The 17,502-nt window shown below is 58.1% G+C and carries 21 protein-coding genes; all 21 read left to right on the top strand.

The window, feature by feature from the left end; genetic code table 11:
- The first annotated feature begins 25 nt into the window (after positions 1-25).
- Positions 26-925 (top strand): LysR substrate-binding domain-containing protein, encoded by a 900-nt coding sequence (locus tag ATI02_RS04435; protein ID WP_100845544.1) that lies wholly within the window; start codon positions 26-28, stop codon positions 923-925.
- Between the two features lie 314 nt (positions 926-1,239).
- On the top strand, positions 1,240-1,989 hold the full coding sequence (locus tag ATI02_RS04430; protein ID WP_100848426.1) for a hypothetical protein: 750 nt from the start codon (positions 1,240-1,242) through the stop codon (positions 1,987-1,989).
- A 115-nt stretch (positions 1,990-2,104) separates the two neighbouring features.
- The gene (locus tag ATI02_RS04425; RefSeq protein ID WP_100845543.1) at positions 2,105-2,335 is read left to right on the top strand and encodes an AlpA family transcriptional regulator; all 231 of its coding nucleotides are present in this window, start codon (positions 2,105-2,107) and stop codon (positions 2,333-2,335) included.
- A gap of 4 nt (positions 2,336-2,339) precedes the next feature.
- Positions 2,340-3,182 carry a ParA family protein gene (locus ATI02_RS04420; RefSeq protein WP_100845542.1) on the top strand — a complete coding sequence of 281 codons (843 nt, stop codon included), beginning with the start codon at positions 2,340-2,342 and terminating at the stop codon, positions 3,180-3,182.
- 85 nt (positions 3,183-3,267) lie between these two features.
- Positions 3,268-3,477: a hypothetical protein gene (locus tag ATI02_RS33135; RefSeq protein ID WP_100845541.1), complete on the top strand. Its 210-nt coding sequence runs from the start codon at positions 3,268-3,270 to the stop codon at positions 3,475-3,477.
- Positions 3,478-3,491: 14 nt separating this feature from the next.
- Positions 3,492-5,078 (top strand): ParB family protein, encoded by a 1,587-nt coding sequence (locus ATI02_RS04410; RefSeq protein WP_100845540.1) that lies wholly within the window; start codon positions 3,492-3,494, stop codon positions 5,076-5,078.
- Positions 5,075-5,623, top strand: a complete 549-nt coding sequence (locus ATI02_RS04405; RefSeq protein ID WP_100845539.1) for a DUF2857 domain-containing protein — start codon at positions 5,075-5,077, stop codon at positions 5,621-5,623. The genes ATI02_RS04410 and ATI02_RS04405 overlap by 4 nt, the downstream gene beginning before the upstream one ends.
- Positions 5,620-6,810, top strand: coding sequence for an STY4528 family pathogenicity island replication protein (locus ATI02_RS04400; RefSeq protein WP_100845538.1), 1,191 nt, complete (start codon positions 5,620-5,622; stop codon positions 6,808-6,810). Before ATI02_RS04405 ends, ATI02_RS04400 begins: the two co-directional genes overlap by 4 nt.
- 267 nt (positions 6,811-7,077) lie before the next feature.
- A complete protein-coding gene (locus ATI02_RS04395; protein WP_100845537.1) occupies positions 7,078-7,833 on the top strand; it encodes a PFL_4669 family integrating conjugative element protein in 756 nt (251 codons plus the stop codon).
- On the top strand, positions 7,830-8,348 hold the full coding sequence (locus ATI02_RS04390; RefSeq protein ID WP_100845536.1) for a DUF3158 family protein: 519 nt from the start codon (positions 7,830-7,832) through the stop codon (positions 8,346-8,348). Before ATI02_RS04395 ends, ATI02_RS04390 begins: the two co-directional genes overlap by 4 nt.
- A complete protein-coding gene (locus ATI02_RS04385) occupies positions 8,345-8,815 on the top strand; it encodes a single-stranded DNA-binding protein (RefSeq protein ID WP_100845535.1) in 471 nt (156 codons plus the stop codon). The genes ATI02_RS04390 and ATI02_RS04385 overlap by 4 nt, the downstream gene beginning before the upstream one ends.
- A 224-nt stretch (positions 8,816-9,039) precedes the next feature.
- Entirely contained in the window at positions 9,040-11,007 is a 1,968-nt protein-coding gene (locus ATI02_RS04380) for a DNA topoisomerase III (RefSeq protein ID WP_100845534.1), read from the top strand.
- A gap of 1,083 nt (positions 11,008-12,090) precedes the next feature.
- Positions 12,091-12,672, top strand: a complete 582-nt coding sequence (locus ATI02_RS04370) for an STY4534 family ICE replication protein (RefSeq protein WP_100845533.1) — start codon at positions 12,091-12,093, stop codon at positions 12,670-12,672.
- Positions 12,673-12,743: 71 nt separating this feature from the next.
- Positions 12,744-13,001: a hypothetical protein gene (locus tag ATI02_RS04365; RefSeq protein ID WP_100845532.1), complete on the top strand. Its 258-nt coding sequence runs from the start codon at positions 12,744-12,746 to the stop codon at positions 12,999-13,001.
- Between the two features lie 101 nt (positions 13,002-13,102).
- Positions 13,103-13,597, top strand: coding sequence for a RadC family protein (gene radC, locus ATI02_RS04360; RefSeq protein ID WP_100845531.1), 495 nt, complete (start codon positions 13,103-13,105; stop codon positions 13,595-13,597).
- A gap of 54 nt (positions 13,598-13,651) precedes the next feature.
- Positions 13,652-14,398 (top strand): DUF5983 family protein, encoded by a 747-nt coding sequence (locus ATI02_RS04355; RefSeq protein ID WP_100845530.1) that lies wholly within the window; start codon positions 13,652-13,654, stop codon positions 14,396-14,398.
- Between the two features lie 106 nt (positions 14,399-14,504).
- Positions 14,505-15,047 (top strand): PFGI-1 class ICE element type IV pilus protein PilL2, encoded by a 543-nt coding sequence (gene pilL2, locus ATI02_RS04350; protein ID WP_100845529.1) that lies wholly within the window; start codon positions 14,505-14,507, stop codon positions 15,045-15,047.
- Complete coding sequence (locus ATI02_RS04345; protein ID WP_100845528.1) at positions 15,044-15,715, top strand: chemotaxis protein; 672 nt, start codon at positions 15,044-15,046, stop codon at positions 15,713-15,715. The genes pilL2 and ATI02_RS04345 overlap by 4 nt, the downstream gene beginning before the upstream one ends.
- Positions 15,716-15,724: 9 nt before the next feature.
- Positions 15,725-16,444, top strand: coding sequence for a TIGR03759 family integrating conjugative element protein (locus ATI02_RS04340; RefSeq protein WP_100845527.1), 720 nt, complete (start codon positions 15,725-15,727; stop codon positions 16,442-16,444).
- A complete protein-coding gene (locus ATI02_RS04335) occupies positions 16,426-16,983 on the top strand; it encodes a lysozyme family protein (protein WP_100845526.1) in 558 nt (185 codons plus the stop codon). Before ATI02_RS04340 ends, ATI02_RS04335 begins: the two co-directional genes overlap by 19 nt.
- Complete coding sequence (locus tag ATI02_RS04330; RefSeq protein WP_100845525.1) at positions 16,980-17,495, top strand: integrating conjugative element protein; 516 nt, start codon at positions 16,980-16,982, stop codon at positions 17,493-17,495. Before ATI02_RS04335 ends, ATI02_RS04330 begins: the two co-directional genes overlap by 4 nt.
- The last annotated feature ends 7 nt before the right edge of the window (positions 17,496-17,502 follow it).

The raw sequence follows: 17,502 nt of genomic DNA, 5'->3' as shown, positions 1-17,502 counted from the left end.
CGGCATCACTTGCAGGTACACCTACATGAAGTTGAGTTACTTGAAAGCCATCGTTTCGGTCGCTGAAAAAGGCAGCTTGCGCGCCGCAGCCCGGCACCTTGGAATGGCCCAGCCGGCACTCAGTCGCAGCATTCAGCAAGCGGAAACCGACCTTGGTGTCACCCTGTTTGAAAGGCACGCCACCGGCGTTACGCCCACGGTTGCCGGCAAGCACTACCTGCAGCGCGCGAGTGCGATTCTTCTTGATATGGAGCGAGCTCGGGATGAAGTTTTGCAGCTGGCGGGAAGCACGTTGGGAAGGGTCACCGTCGGCTTGTCCACGGTGCCGCACATTGCCTGGCTGCCAAGCGTGCTAGAGCCCTTTCGCGAACGTTATCCCGGCGTGAAACTGACCATTCATGAAGGGTTGTTTTCACGCATGCAGCAACCGCTTGAGCAGGGGGAGCTGGATTTTTACATGGGTCCGGTTACCGATCGGGTACTGCCGAGCGTGTTGATGAAGGAGCGACTCTGCATGAACAACCTGCTGGTTTTCTGCCGACGCGGGCACCCATTGCGCAATGCCAAGAGCCTTGCCGAACTGGTCGATGCCCAATGGGTCGACACGCCTGTTTCGGAGATTGCCGGTGCCGATCTTGCCCCTTTGTTCCAGAAACATGGATTGCCCGCGCCTCGATACGGCGTGCGTGGTCAGTCGACATTGACCGTGTTGATTGCTGCATCCAGTACCGATTTGTTGACGATGTTGCCGCAGCAATTTCTGAAGTTTCCCGGCACCCGAATGATGCTGGAACACATCAATGTTCGCGAGACGCTGGCGTCGCCGGTCATATTTACGGTGCGCAGGACACAAGCAGTGCTGACGCCTGCAGCGCACTATCTACATGACCTGTTGGCACAAGCCGCTGAAGCAGAACTCAAGTAATTCACCACTTTCACATGTCAGCAATGGGATTTGAGTAACCAGGCGTGAACGCCTTACGCAAATGACGGTCTTCATATTGGATCCAATATCACTATCAGTCGATAAACCAACCGGAGAGAAGATCCCACCCCACCTGCCTGGGGACGAAGCCATCAACAAGCAAATGCAATTTTCTTCAGTGCTGAGTAAATGGAATGACCTCATCGAGTAAAAAATCCATTAAAACAGCCACTGTCGGCAGTTCTCCAGCAGGTAGGCGATGTAGAGATGTTTCGCAGGAGGCCGATCCATTAAAAATGGAGATCCGTTCGCACATGTCTTCAAACAACTTCAACCCGCAGGCTAAAACCTTCTATCGGCCTATCGACGCCGCATTGCGCTGGTGCAATCTCATTCGTTACGAAGCGCAGATCGTGCAAGCGGCTTGGTCTTGCCCGGAAAAGCTCAGGAATCTGTTTCCTCAATGGCCGTGCCTACAGGCCAATACTGACAAAATTTATGACGCCGTCCGCAATGGGGAATTACCGTATGGCTCCTTCGGTATTTCGGTCCCCCTGGGCACCCCCGTAGAGCTCACTCTGTTGACCGTTAGACACTCCGACTTACGTATTTGGATGCAAATCTACTACCCCAATCAGCGGCCCGATTTCCTGTTTGAATCGAACGACGACGCTCAAGATAAAATCAGCATGGATGTTTATTTTTCACTCCAGGCCGAGCGGGATGCTCTCCTGCGAGACCGCGATGCTCTGCAACGTCAGCTCCAAGATGTCGAAGCTGACCTTCAGGCACTGGGACTTGAGCAGGAAAGCCTTAAAACTCTGGTAAAAACTCAGGGACAGCTCAGCGATCGTAGTGAACACACCTACCTGCAGATCATCGGTGCCTTGGTCAACACCGTCTTAGACGTGTCGCCCGCAGGTAAACCTCTTTCCGTGTTCAAGAGCCAAGCAGCAATCGTCGATGCTTTGACCGCGCGCCACAATGACATTCCCGGTCTCAGTAAACGAACGCTGGATAAAAAGTTCGCGGCAGCCAATCGCACTCTCAAAAAAACCACTTGAGCCAAATCATTGCACTGCAATGCACTCGATTGCAGTGCAATGACTCCCTCGCTTTTCTGCTATTCACTTCAGGTCACTTCCCACCACGCGCCAAGCGGCGCCAGGAGTGACCAGCATGTCCAACTCATCCGTCTCGCTCGCTGACAGCCCTCAACCATCGGCCGAACGTCACATCATGCGGCGTGATGAAGTGGAGCGGAAAACCGGTTTCAAGCGTGCGCACATCTACAACTTGATGAAGGAAGGTAAATTCCCTCATGCCAAACGCATTGGATTGCGTGCTGTCGGCTGGGACTCTGTGGAAATCGAACGATGGATCACTGAGCGCTTAGGCCAGCAGGCCTGATGTCATGCGTGTGGTATCGGTGGTTTCCACTAAAGGGGGCGTGGGCAAGACCACGGTGACCGCCAACCTCGGCGGCCTTCTTGCAGATGCGGGCCTGCGTGTCCTTCTATTGGACCTGGATAGCCAACCTACCCTCTCCAGCTATTTCGCCTTGAGCCAGAAAGCTGTTGCTGGGGCGTACGAGCTCATTGCACTCAACTTAACAACGCCTGCACAGATTGTTTCCAGGACCGTGATTGCAGGGCTCGACCTGATCCTCTCCAACGATGATCAAGGCCGACTGAACACCTTGCTGCTGCATGCTCCCGATGGGCGACTACGGTTGCGCAATTTGCTGGACAATTTTCGCTCCCGTTATGACCTGCTTTTGATCGACACTCAGGGCGCACGTAGCGTGCTGCTGGAGATGGCCATCCTCGCCTCAGATCTCGCCCTTTCTCCCATCACCCCGGAAATGCTCGCCGCCCGCGAACTGCACCGCGGCACCTTGAAGCTGTTCAGCGACCTCGAACCATTCCGCCACCTGGGCATTCCACCGCCACCCTTGCGACTACTACTGAACCAGGTGAACGCGATTCGGGTAGACACCCGAATGATCATCCGCGGCCTGCGCACAACCTTCGCAGGGGCGATCAATATCTCGGTTCTAGACACCGTCGTTCCAGACCGAGTGGCTTATCTCAATGCCGCCTCCCTCGGCTTCCCAGTCCACCGAGTCGAGACGCGTCGCTCACGAGAACGACGCTCGTCATCAGCGATGGAAACCATGCAAGCGCTGGCGATCGAGTTGTTTCCGGAATGGCACGAAGCGATCTCTACGGTGAGCAGATGCGCGGAGGTTCAATGAGACGAATCGAAAATCCCACATTCCTCACCCCCTCATTGTGTTTGATCGACCTTGAGGCCAACAGTGTTTGGCAAGGAGTCTTTTGATGTTGGATCAGCTTCCCACCATCGTTCAGCCCCCCCTTCGACCCCACCGTCCACCTTGCGAGGAGTATTGCACCGTGGTCTTTCGCGTGCAGGGTGGGCGCTCGGCTATGGGGTGGTTCCTCGCAGAACTTTCCCGACACTTCGAAGGTTCGGGGCCTGCCGAGATCGTCAAGTTCGAGGTCGGTGACCATTTGCGCAGCCGGCGTTAATTGAGGATGTTCTGATGAAGAAGCTCAGTCAGGAGGAGATCTCCGACAAGCTGCACCAGGACCACTTCCCTCGGGGTCCAGAGGTGGAGCGGCTGTCCGACCCACTCACTGACACGCCTATGCTGGTCACTCTGGAACAGTTGCGGCCCTACGAACACAACCCACGCTTCATCCGTAATCCGCTGTATGACGATATCAAGGCGTCGATCCGTGAACGCGGGCTGGATCAACCACCGCCGATTACCCGCCGCCCGGGAGAAACCTATTTCATCATCCGCAACGGCGGTAATACGCGCCTGGCGATTCTCGGCGAGTTGTGGCAGGAAAGCCGCGACGAGCGATTTTTTCGGATTCATTGCCTGTTCCGACCTTGGACCAATGAAATCACCGCCCTACTCGGCCATCTGGCCGAAAGCGATCTGCACGGCCAACTCACCTTCATCGAACGTGCTCTGGCGGTAGCCAAACTCAAAACCATGCTCGAACCAGAGGGAGCAGTACTCTCGCAACGTGAGCTGGCACGACGTCTTGCCGCTGGGGGGTATCCCATTTCACAGTCGCACATCAGCCGGATGCTCGACACCCTCGAACACCTACTGCCCGCCATTCCGCAAACCCTGTATGCCGGGTTGGGTAAACCCCAAATTGAACGCCTGATCGCTCTGCGTAGTCAGGCAGAGCGAACCTGGAACCGTTATCCAACCGCCACCGTTGCGTTCACCGAGTTTTGGCTCGATACCCTGGGCTATTTCGATACCGAACCCGAGCCCTTCGATCTTGAGCAAATCCAGGATGAACTGCTCGAACGCATGAGCCGCTTGCTCGGACAGTCCTACCGCATGTTGGCCCTGGAGCTGAGCGATACCCAACGGGTCATCTCCACGCCTGGCGTTGGCGCCAGCGCGCACTCAGAGAACAGCCATCTGCCGAGCGTTGATGAAGCCGCAGCAGGACCGACCTCCTCCGAGTCCCGCTCTGAATCAGCTGAGACCAGAACCCAGACCGAACCAACGCTCGAGGGACTGCTTACACCGCTTGAAACGAATGTTGTCTCAGCGGCCAGCCCCCCGTCACGCGTTCAACAGATTCGCGAGCAGATCAATCGCGAGGCTACCTCCGACACGGCACCGCCAGTCGAGGGCTGCACGATCGACGACATCTGGATCATCGCACCAACACTGGATACCCCCGAACAACTGCGTTTAGCCATTGCCGGACTGGCGCGGGAAATGGCGGCCTATGCCGGACATACTGAGAGCATCATCGATCAGAAGCATGGCTTGGGTTTTGCCCTCAACATCGAGCCACTTGATCTTGCAGCGCCTCGCGCGACCGGCGTTCACCTACTGCTCCTGGCCCTGCTGCGCGCTCAAGACGACGTGAACTGGGCGGATCGCAAGCAACTGCCCTCAGCCCTATTCGGACAGCTGTTGTTGGGGGTCTATCAACTCCCGCTGACAGATCGTCCCGCCGTGGACGTAGGATTGGAGCGACTGCCCGACAGTCTGTTACTCAAACTGTATCGCCTGATCCGCCTGGCCCGTCGCCTGATCGACTTAACGCTTACCCCTGAAGACGACTCACCGAAGGAGCTGCCATGAGCCTGTCCTTCAATGTGCTCAACCAGGCCATGCTGACTCAGGTGCTACACGAACTGCGCCTGGGTAATCTACAACGCTGTAAGGCACTCGGACTGGGTGAGGACGACATCTACCTGTTGCAATCCTTACCACCCACCACCCTATCGCGCCTGGCCCATGCCACCGTCCCCTGGGTTGATGTCAAGATTGATTCGCCGGTGCTGCATCGGTTGATCGCGCAAGCCGAACGCGACGAGCAGAACGAGCGCTTGATCAACCGCGCGCTCAAGCTCGGCGCCAGCAGCACCATCATGTACCAATGCTTCGGTTTGGCGCATTCGGAAACCGCCCTGCGCCGACGTCTGCTCAAGATAGAAACCCGCAAGGGCCGCCCTCAGCATTTGAGCGAAGCGCAGGAACATGCGCTCTGGCAGCGTTGGTGCCAGCTACGCGCTCAGGACGGTACCGAGGATCAGCTCGACGCCATGATGATGCTGGCCGAAGAACAGCAGATCAGTTTGACCATCGTCTGGCAGCAGATCGACCAGTACAGCAACGGAACATGAACGCCGCCCCTTCCAGTCGCTGGCAGCGTGTCCTGCAGCAATGCACCCAGCAGCTGAGTGAACGTTGGCCCGCACGCCCTACCACCGAACAACCTTCCAACCAGACTCTGCGGGCTGGCTTTCTGTTCAGCGGCCAGTCACACGAAGTCGTGCCGCGTCGGTTGCTGTTGGATAATCGGCTGACGCCGTTGGAACGCAATGCCTGGCAGGTGTTTCGGCTCATGCTACAAGGCCAGGGCGTGGTCACTCCACGCTATGAGGATTTACAGCCTTACCTGTCGAGTGTGCCGTACGGTGCGTCAGCCTCCCGTGAAACCATTGCTCGCGTCTTGACGATGCTCAGGCTGACGCGCTGGCTCAGCCTGGTGAGTCGCGGCCGCGATGAGATCAGCGGGCGTCTGCAAGGCTCTCTGTACGTCCTGCACGATGAGCCGTTAACCCCCGCCGAAGCCATGGAGCTGGATCAGACTTACCTGGAGCTGGTCGGACATACCCTCGGTCATGCAACGAAGGCTGTGCGCATTGTCGCTCAGCATGTTCTGGAAGAAATTCGCCAGGACACCCGTATCGATTTAGGTCAGTTACCCACGCGGCTCGACAGCTGGGGTGAACAATGGATGCAGCAAGGATTGGATCAGGCAACTGATACCACTATGCACGATTCCGAACTGGGGGAAGATCACCTTGTTCGGAATCGTGCAAGCCCTCGTTCGGATTCCGAATCGGGTCTAAACGCCAGTGTTTCCAGCGCAGTTCGGATTCCGAACGCCGCCTGTACTGTATTAAAAGAAAGTATATGTACTGTACCGCGCGCGACCCCAGCGGTGGATAATCTGCACTGGCCCGATTCGCTGCACCTGAGTCCAAGCGAGCGTCAGGCCGTCTCCGTGGCGCTGAACAAGCTCAAACCAGCGGATCGTCAGGCGGTGCTCAACGAAGCGAGCGCACGCTGTACGGCAGGAGGTATCCGCAAGCCAGCGGCGTATCTGATGGGCCTAATCCAGCGCGCACTGAACGGCGACTTTCGTCCTTGGGCAGGTCAGACAGAACCCTCACCCGTTGCAGAACCGCCCCCAACGGCACCCTCGCGCCCATCCCGAAAACAGGGCGAACCCGCATCCGCCCTCGCCCAAGCGTGCCTGAATGAGCTACGCCAATTGCGCGGCAAACGCCCTGGACGTCAGTAGATTTGATGCCACTGGCATCAAATCTACTGACGTCTAAGGTGAGATCGCAAAGGGCCGAACCTGCGCAATCCGAGCGTCATCGCCATCGCCATCGCAATCGCCATCGCCATCGCCATCGCCATCGGTGGAAATGATGCCACTGGCATCACTCACGAACGTCTCCGAAATTAACCCTCTCAAACCGAATAGACCGCATTCAGCTTTTTGGCTGCCCTTGACCCTCATCTGTCGCAACGTTCCCGTCCAAGCTTATGCGAGGACAACACCGTGGCCGATCACTATCAACTCAACCTGGGTTCATTGCGCAGCAGCATCACCCTGACCCTGCACACTCACCACGCCGCCCGGATCTGGCAAGGTCGAACCGCACGCGAAGGCGTCCACTCGATCATGGGCATGGCCGGCTACATCAGTGTCACCAACCTGATCAAACAAACCGCGGCCCAGGACGATCCCTACGCCGACTGGGCCATGGTGCAACTCGAAGAAAAATTGATGCAGGCCAAGGCTGGGATGCTGGAACTGACCCAACAGTTGGATCGAATTAGGCAGGACCTGCCGACACAGATCGATATGAGCGACAACCTCAACATCCACCCTGTCACCTTGCCGTTGTACATCGGCAACCAGCTGGGTTTTCTGGCGGTCTACCTGCTGACCGACTATGACACCCTGGTGCGCAGCACCCTATTGGCCCATCACACCGCCCTGATCGGCCGCATCGACATGGAAGCCTGGATCGACGATGGCGCCCATCTGCTGCGTAGCCTGTTCGGGCAGGCACAGCGCTATCGGCATGCCGGTGTCACACGCGATGACATGGCGGCGAACAACGCTCGAGCCCTGGCAGCCATGGAAAAATTGGGTTTGCCCCCCATGGACATCCTTGAGGGTCATCGCCGCTCCCAGTTCGCGCCACCGATCATTCGTCGTGGTGCTGTGGCAGTGGATGACGCTGACGCGTTGGCAGAGGAAGCGGGAGAGCCATCTGCGACAGTGGATGAGCCGGAGGACGAAGTATGAATCCCCTGACCTCGGCTCAACCAATGCCCTTCGAAGCGTTGACACAGGATGCCTATCGGCAGCTCGAACACGCTGCCTCCCTAAAAGGCCTTTTAAAACCTTTTAAGGGTAAGGGGGAGTTGGAGCAGCTGGCGCAGATGGCGAGGGAAATCGAGGCGCAGTTATGTGACTTGATGGAGGCTGTTGTACAGCAAGCCGGACAGCCCCCTTACTCACTGCTGGATATTCGATTGGTGCTGCAGAACACCAGCGCTCGCAGCACCTTTTTGCGTTGGCGCACCCGTGACTTTGCCCGTATGGGAGTCTCGGTCTGGGAACGCCAGGTCTGCAACAAAGCCTTGCCGCAGGTCGTACGCGAGGGATTGCGCCGTTTCGAATGCAATCGCATCGCACTGAACCTACAGATGAGTGTGGTGCATTCGCTCTACCGCCAGGCCACGACCTGCGCGATCAAAATGGACAGTGCCGAACGGCTGCTGCGCCAGTTCACAACCGCAGTGGAGGTATCACGATGAGTACTTTTTTCGTCGGCGAAGGCAACATCGGCAGTGCGCCAGAGTTCCAGGAATTCGCCTCAGGCAATGACGAGCTACGGCGTTTGTTACGGCTGAATGTGTACTTCGACAACCCCGTGCCGCGCGACGGCAGCTACGAAGATCGAGGCGGCTATTGGGCGCCAGTTGAGCTCTGGCACCGCGAGGCTGAACACTGGAGCACGCTGTACCAGAAAGGCATGCGCGTGCTGGTCGAAGGCCGCACAGTGCGCGATGAGTGGGAGGACAGCGAAGACAATGCGCGGGTGACCTTCAAGATCGAGGCCCGTCGAGTCGGCATCCTACCTCACCGGGTGCACAGCGTGGTCATGCGGGAACGATCCAGTGAACCCGCGGCATCTGCGACACACGTCGGGAAAAGTACGGAACAGGCCAGTTCACCAGCGTCAAAACCCAGAAAGCGCAGTGGGCAGCCACCTGCGGACTGACAGACTTCAGGCATAAAAATTGCGCCTTTGCGCGAAGTTGCTGGCGTGTTTCTACACGCTGCTCGTGAAGATCCACACTGCCGTCCAACCGCAACGGGTTAGCAGCCTCGGCCCATTCAAGCCTGCCCTCACCTTCTAATATGAGGAACCTGCCATTCAGGTTTCTCATATCTCGCCACTGCTGTTTCCAACCACGCTGCTCCGAACTCAATCCGGAGCAGTCTATGCGCCTCTTCCTCTGCGAAAAACCTTCCCAGGGTCGGGACATCGCCAAGGTACTCGGGGCCACTCGGCGTGGTGATGGTTGCCTGATCGGCACAGAGACAACCGTCACCTGGTGTATCGGCCACCTGCTGGAGACAGCATCGCCTGAAGCCTATGGCGAGCAATTCAAGAGTTGGTCGTTGGATCATCTACCGATCATTCCCGCGCAGTGGATGGTCGAGGTCAAACCCAAGACTGCAGCACAGTTCAACGTCATCAAGCGCCTGCTCAGTGAAGCCTCTGCTGTCGTCATCGCGACCGACGCCGATCGAGAAGGTGAAATGATTGCCCGCGAGCTACTGGACCTCTGCAAGTATCGAGGTCCCGTTCAACGTCTTTGGTTGTCCGCACTCAACGAGGCGTCTATTCGCAAGGCACTGTCCTCACTGAAGTCTGGTCAGGAGACCTTCCTGCTTTACCACTCAGCCCTCGCCCGCAGCCGCGCCGACTGGCTGATCGGCATGAACCTGAGTCGTTTGTTTACCCTTCTTGGTCGGCGGGCGGGCTACGACGGTGTATTGTCGGTTGGTCGCGTCCAGACACCCACTTTACGTCTGGTAGTCGATCGGGATCGTGCGATTGCCAGCTTCGTCTCGGTGCCCTACTGGGAAGTGGAGGTGCATCTGTCCTCCATGGGGCAACCATTCATCGCGTCGTGGTTACCACCCAGTTCAGGGCAGGACGAGGCAGGTCGTTGCCTGCAACAAGCGCTGGCCATTCAGGCGACCCAAGAGATTTCTAGCGGTAAGACCGCCACAGTACTCTCGCTGCAGACTGAGCGTTTCCGAGAACCTCCGCCCCTGCCCTTCGACCTGAGCACACTGCAAGAAGTCTGCTCGCGCAAGCTGGGACTCGGCGCTCAGGAAACCCTGAACATCGCCCAAGCCCTGTATGAAACCTACAAAGCCACCACCTATCCGCGCAGCGATTGCCGCTATTTGCCGGATAGTATGTTCAACGAGGTTCCCGCGGTATTCGATGCCCTGCTCAAAACGGATCCGGCGCTGCAGCCCACATTCGGAAGACTCGATCGATCACTGCACTCCCGCGTGTGGAACGATGCCAAGGTCACCGCGCACCACGGCATCATCCCCACCACCGAGCCGGCGAACCTGGCACGGATGTCCGAACAAGAACGCCAAGTCTACGAACTGATTCGTAGCCACTACCTCGCGCAATTTCTTCCGCATCATGAGTTTGATCGAACTCAGGTCGAACTGGAGTTCGGCGGAGAGCGTTTGACTGCTGTTGGCAAACAGATCCTGATCCAGGGCTGGAAAGGCTTGCTCTACGAAAACACCGAGGAGGATGAGCCCAGTCAAAAGCACCAAGTATTGCCCGTCCTGCAACAGGGTACGCAGTGCGCAGTGAACGACGTCGAACTCAAGTCCATGCGCACTACCGCTCCCAAACCTCTCACCGAAGGCGATCTGATCAAGGCGATGAAAAACGTGGCCAAGCTGGTCAACGACCCACGCCTGAAACAGAAACTTCGGGACACCACCGGAATCGGTACCGAAGCCACGCGAGCCGGCATCATCAAGGGGTTGATTGATCGCGGCTATTTGCTGAAGAAAAAACGCGCCTTAATGGCCTCCGCAGCGGCCCATACTCTGATAGAGGCGGTACCCGCTGCAGTCGCGGATCCGGGTATGACCGCGATCTGGGAACAGGCTCTGGACGAAATCGAAGCGGGACGTCTGACCCTGGATGCGTTCGTCGCCAAGCAGGCAAACTGGATTGCACAATTGGTCGAACACTGTGGCGCACTCACCTTGGCGGTACCGGTCGAAGCCGGCCCGACCTGCCCCATTTGCAACGCCTCAACGCGCAGGCGAAAGGGGAAATCAGGGCCGTTCTGGTCATGCTCCCACTACCCCGACTGTAAGGGAACAGTGCCGATCAGAAAAGATACGCGTCGCTCATGACGCTTCACTGGAGATCGGCATGAGTATTGGGGTGATGTGCTGATCAGTGCATCATCAACGGCGGCTGATCCCTCTCTAAGTCGATAAAGTGTTGTCCGATTTCACGGGCCAAGGCAAAGAAAGTGACCGCGCCTTTATCCTGGCAACCGTCGAACAATTGGCCGCTCATCTCGGCAGTAAGTAACCTCTTTCATCGTGCTCAATGTAGTAGCTTATGCGGGATCGCCCACTGGCTTGACGTGATCACACCCTCTCTGCTGTAGTGTCTCAGGATCATCGCCAACGGCGACCCAAGACCGAATCGCTCCGGGCAGCTCGGTCGAACTCCTTGAGTTCGGAGCCTTCTCTTTCTGCGGAGTTTCATTCCTGATTTGTGCTCGACCTGATCACTGTGGCGGATGACCACTGTTGCCTCTACCAGGCAATAGCGGTCATCCGCTTCAGCGATCGTATTCAGTTCCGGAGCCCACCGGGGAAACACTGGGCACCCTTTGTGCGCGGATGCGTGCCAGCATGTCCCGACCCGGGCCACGACAAGGGTCGGTTGGCGAAGCGTGACGCAGTGAATAAAGTTTTGCGAGGAGCTTGTCGACTGCGTACGACCGTCAAAGGTGGCTTTTCTCTTCTTCGCCTGGCACCCCGCCAGGCCCACTCTTCACTTTCTTCAGTCCAGTGACTACCACTACATTCCGGCGATAAAAAATCGGGTGGCAGCGTCTTGACGCTCCCCTATGACAGGCTTATACAAAGGGCGTGGTTCGCTGTCGTTGACAGCCCAGGTAGCCAGAACCTTCAAGGCTACGCCACGTTCGTGGTGGTTTACCCAAGTGCGATCAGCGTTCGGAAGCTCGCGCGGTTACCGCTTCAGCGGTGATGAATGCCCACTACCCCATGCCTGCGGATCACCACCGCAGACGCTCCTCTGCTGCACCGCTATTTCCCCAGACGCATCGTTCTGATCGTCATCGGCTTGCCGGTGCCGAGTCGTTCATCGCTCGCCTTCACCTTACCCATCCTGACGGGGGCTCACTTCCCCGCCAGGGGCTGTGCGTCGCCGTTTTCCCTTGAAACAGGAGAACCACCATGGCCCACGCCAACCAATCCCAAGAAGCGACCACTTACTTCAATCTGCACACCGTCGGTATCGGCTACCTCAACCGTGTTCGTGAAGTCCAAGTCCGCCGCGGCCAGCCGTTCATGGCCTGCGATATCGCAGCCCTGCACGGTGCCACCGATGCGGTCGAGTACACCCGCTTCGACTGCAAAGTCGCTGGGGGTGAAGCTGAACGCTTGATTCGTCTCTATATGGACGCCGTCAACGCCGAGAAAAAGGTCTTGCTGTCGTTCCGTATCGGCGACCTGTGGATCGATCCGTTTCTCTACGAGAAAGGCGATAAACAAGGCCAACCGGGCGCCAGCCTGAAAGGTCGTTTGCTGTTCATCGACTGGATCAAGGTCAACGGCACGTTCGAGTACAAAGCGCCCGCCAGGCAGGAAGCAACAGCACCTGCTGAGCAAGCGCCAAACGGTGAGCCATCCCCAACTTCGGCTGATGCCGAAGCTGAGGAGCCCGAAAACCCAACAGAGGCTCGGGTCGAACCTGAATCTCCACCCACTCACCGTACGGCCCACCGTGACGCCACCCGTACCGTTCAGTCCGCCTGAACAATCCACGATGTTCCTCATCAAGGCGCTCCCTAGAGCGCCTTTTCTTCAATCCGCACAAAGGAACCATCATGGAATCCTTCTGGCTTTGCGACGACTGCCTGTTCGCTGCGGCTTACGAGGACTACAGCACGTTATCGCTTTATCACTCGCAGGATGAGGTCGAACAACGCATCGCCGCGATACACCGTGGGCTGGTTCGCTTGATGCCCATCAGTGCCGACTTCGATACCGAAGCTGGCTGGGGAATAAGAGCCTTTTCTCCATTGCCTTGCGATGGTTGTGGTTCGCCCTTGTACGGTCAACGCCACCGATTCACTCGGCTGTAAACAGCGCGCCATCGTCTAACGCCCACGACTCCACACCCACCTTGGGGATTACCACTCCCCTCGGGTGTGTACCCCTGATTGTTCCCTTCGGAGGTACCACCATGAGCACCCAACTCACACTGATTGAGACCTCGGATTTCGAGGCTGATCGCATTGTCCAAGAAAACCAGCTGATCGACGAAGCGCTGCATATTCTGGATCGTCGGCTGTTCGCCCGCGGCCCTATCCTGACGTCACCTGACACTGTGGCCTCATACCTAAAACTGCACCTTGCGCAACAAGAGCATGAAGTCTTCGGTGTGATCTTTCTCGATGCCAGGCACCGGGTGCTGGCATTCAAAGTCCTCTTTCACGGCAGCATTGATGGCGCCAGCGTTTACCCCCGCCAAGTCGTTAAGCGTTCCCTCGTGCATAACGCTGCGGCGGCCATTTTTGTACACAACCACCCCTCAGGTTGTACGGAACCCAGCCAGGCGGATCGCGTCTTGACCGCACGGTTGAAGGAGACCTTGGCCTTGATCGAAGTGCACGTGCTGGATCACTTCATCGTGGGCGAAGGCCGTCCTCTCTCCCTTGCCGAATATGGCTGGCTTTAACCCTCACAGGCGCCTTCGGGCGCCTTGTTCATTTTCATCCTGGAGCTCCCCCTCATGAACCCCACACTCCAAGCCCCAACCCTACCGGCAGCCTCCAACCCATTTGCTCGCGGCTACGACAACCTTCATATCGAACGACTGCTACTGATCACCTACGAAGACGACTGCCCTCCCTGCTTTCGACCCGTGCACGACTCACAGGCCCATCTGCCCGACGATGAACTGCAACTGTTCCCCTGCCTGTTCAATGACGATTTCGCCTTGATCAGCGAAGGCCAATCCATTCCGGATGAGTTGGATGAACGCTGCCAATCCACCGGGCTGGTGCGCCAAGTGATCTACGCCGTGATTGGCCAAATGTTCAACGAGCGGCATCACGTCGGCGACCTATACTCCCTGGAAGAAGCCCAAGCCATGGTCCACCGCTTGCGCTTCGAAACGGGACACTACAGTCGAGCCTGGGAAATCAGTACCGCCCACCTTCCTGAAGAAGCGATGTTCTATCTGGAAGGGTGGGTCAGTCACTCCGCGCCGAGACAAACTGGCCTCTTGTTCGAGCTTTTCACGTTGCCGGATTGCTGCGGCATCGGTTGCAAACTGATCGGCACACCATGGACGGACGAAAACGTGCTGAACATTGAGGGCAAACGTTATTCAAGCTTGAGACAAGAACAACTCGACGCAGGCACACCGGAAGCCTTGGTCAACGTACTGTATTTGGCGGCATTGGCGGATGTGCGATTGTTGATCTTCGACCCCGACGCTACCGTCTTGGATGGGCTCGCCATTTTCGATGAGTAACAACGTGTTCGGCTTTAACACGACCCGCCTTGAATCAACTTTCTCACTGAATCGCTCCTTCACCTCATGTCAGGTTCTGCACTGAATCTGACATGAGGTTTCATCCATGGAGCGTTTTTTCACGCCTGTCTGCCTGCTGGGTTTGTTGAGCGCCTGCACCGCGCAAATCCCCACCCCATTGCCGACCCAACCAGAAATCGGCAGTGGCTCCAATCAGGCCCAGCACTCGAGGGGCAAAGCCGAAGAAAGCCATCCGGCAGAACTTCGTTATGGCCGCTATACGCTGGTCAGCACCGAGCCCACCACGGAACAACGCGATCTTCTTGCCCAAATCATTGAAGTGAACATTCCGTCCAGCCTGAGCCCTTCCGTGCAGGATGCGATGCACTACGTACTGCAGCGCTCGGGCTATTCGCTCTGCCTCGTTACCGCGTCGGTGAGGATTCTCTTTACTCGGCCCCTGCCCGCGGCCCATTACCGGCTTGGGCCAATCCCTTTGCGCAGCGCGCTACAAGTGCTGGCTGGCCCCGCCTGGCAACTTACGACCGATGAAGTCGGCCGTTCGGTCTGCTTCGAACAACAGAAGGCTGATGTCGGCATCGTGCGGGCCACACCAGGCTCGTCCCATCAGTCGGAGGCACGCTCATGAAGGCCTCGACGTTTCAAACCCTCATTGTCGGGCTACTTTGCTTGACGGCCGCCGGTCTGTGCGGTGGTTTGTATAACCAGTATCAGCGCGTGGCCGAACTACAGAGCACGAACACCCAATACCGACAAACCCTGCACACCCTGCAACGTGATTCAAGCGCCCTCAAGGACGCCCAGGAGAAGCTTCAGTACGCGCTGAAAGACATGAAGCAGATGGTCGATACTGGTGAGCAACAGGCCAATACCCTCGATCCGATGTTGGATCAGTGGGCGCAAGAGATACAGGAACTGCGCGATGGTCTCGCAGCCCGCGCCACCCAGGAAGACCTGACAGCGCTGCGCGCACGCCTTGAGCACGTCGAGCAGCAGCTCCTGGACCTCAAGGCTCAGCCTTCCCCCCCACCGTCGACGCCTTCCGCAACCAAACCGAAAAAGACCGCTCGCCCCAAACCCGCCCGGCTGTCGCCACCGTTCTCGGTGTTGAGTGTCGAGTCCCGCGGGGGTGAGCGCTTTCTGGCGGTCGCGCCTCATGACAGTCGCTCTCTCATGGATGTTCGGCTGCTGCATAGCGGCGAGCAGCTCGGAACTTGGCAGCTGAAAGTGCTGGAACCGAACTCAGCCATCTTCGCGGTGGCCGCTCAGCCAGACCAGACCGTGCAAATCCCTTGAGAAGCGATCATGAACAGAGCGCTACTGCCCGCCGTCGTCTGTCTCGCTTCGCTACTGACCACGGGCGCGGCCATGGGCAACCCCGTCACGACACAGTCAAGTATCCAGGACCCGCTGTCCGCCCCTCTGGGGCGCTCTGACTCTGAACAGGCGGCGAGCTGGGGGCTGACGGAGCAGGAGTGGACGCGCTTCGAACAGATCCAAGCCGGCCCACGCGGCTTCTGGAGCCCAAACCTCGATCCGTTGACCGCACTTGGGGTCGAGGCCCAGACCGACCAAGAGCGCCAGCGCTATGCCGAATTGCAGGTAGCGCTGGAAGCCAAACGCGCCGAGCGCGAGTTGGCCTACCAAAATGCTTACACCGCGGCCTGGGCCAAGCTGTTTCCCGGGCTGCTGCCGATCCAGGGCATGGCATCCCCGTCCCCTGCCAGCTCATCGGTCGTGCCGCGCCAGGCCCTGTTTGTGGAGGACCACTGCCCAGCGTGCACCGCCAAAGCACAGAGTCTGCAAAGCAGCGACACGGCGTTCGATATCTACTTGGTGGGCAGCCAAGGCGAGGATGAACGCGTCCGTAGCTGGGCTCGGCAAGCGGACATCGATCCGACCAAGGTTCAACGCCGGCAGATCACCCTGAACCATGACCGTGGTCGCTGGTTCAGCCTGGGTGCTCCGGGGCCATTGCCCGCCACATTTCAACAGGTGAACAGCCAATGGCAACGCCTCGACTGAGTGGTATTGCGCTGATGTTGGCGATGTTGGCGATGCTGGCGGCTCAGGCCGAGGAGCTTCCGCCGCCAGCCTACCAACTGGCGGCGCATGACGCCGACATCCCTTCTACGGTGCTGTTTGCGATTGCCCTGCAGGAGAGCGGTATCCGCGTCCGTGGTCGACTGCTGCCCTGGCCTTGGACCCTGAACATCGCTGGAACATCCTACCGCTTCGCCACTCGCCAGGCCGCCTGTCACGCTTTGCTTCAGGCCCTCGCCCGACATGACGCCAAGCGGGTCGATGCCGGACTCGGCCAAATCAACCTGGGTTACCACGGACAACGTTATTCCACCCCCTGCGAAGCCCTTGATCCCTACCGAAATCTCGCCGTGACCGCCGCGCTGTTGCAGGAGCATCACGCCGCTACCGGTGATTGGGTGTCAGCTGCCGGCCGCTATCACCGCCCGGCAGGAGGAACGCCGGCCGCACGTTACCGTGCAGGTTTTTCCCGGCAACTTGAACGACTGATGGCCTCCTTCAAACAGGGCACACCACCATGAAGCGAATATCCCTTACCTGCTATTTCATCCTGCTCTTGGCACCTTTCGCCCAGCCGGAACCAACCGTAGCTGGGGATCAGCCTAACAACTTCACCCGGCCCCATTTTCAAGTTTCCAGGCCGCCTATAAACAACAAGACCCAGCCTGATCGGGTCATGCATGCGGACCTGTCCACGTTTGCCGATGAGGCCTGGATACTGCCCGTCCGCAGCTCTCACTTGAGTCCCGGCCAGATCACGTCTCGCGCCTTGGACATGCCTGGCTTGCGACCCTTCTTTCTGGTGGGCGACGATCCCCAGTCGCTGGCTTGGCTGCGTCAACGCGCGGCTGAACTACACGAAATGGGCGCGGCCGGCCTCGCCGTCGAAGTGGCCGATACCGAAGCGTTGGCCCGAATTCGAGCAGCGGCTCCCGGCATCACCATCCTGCCGGTCAACGGTAACGACATCGCCACTCGCCTGCAGATCGAGCATTACCCCGTCTTGATCACTGCCACCTCACTGGAACAGTGAGTCCAGG

The sequence above is a fragment of the Pseudomonas baetica genome (assembly GCF_002813455.1).
Classification (GTDB): Bacteria; Pseudomonadota; Gammaproteobacteria; order Pseudomonadales; family Pseudomonadaceae; genus Aquipseudomonas; species Aquipseudomonas baetica.
Note: the sequence above shows the minus strand (reverse complement) of the source record. Positions and strands in the feature narration are given on the sequence as shown.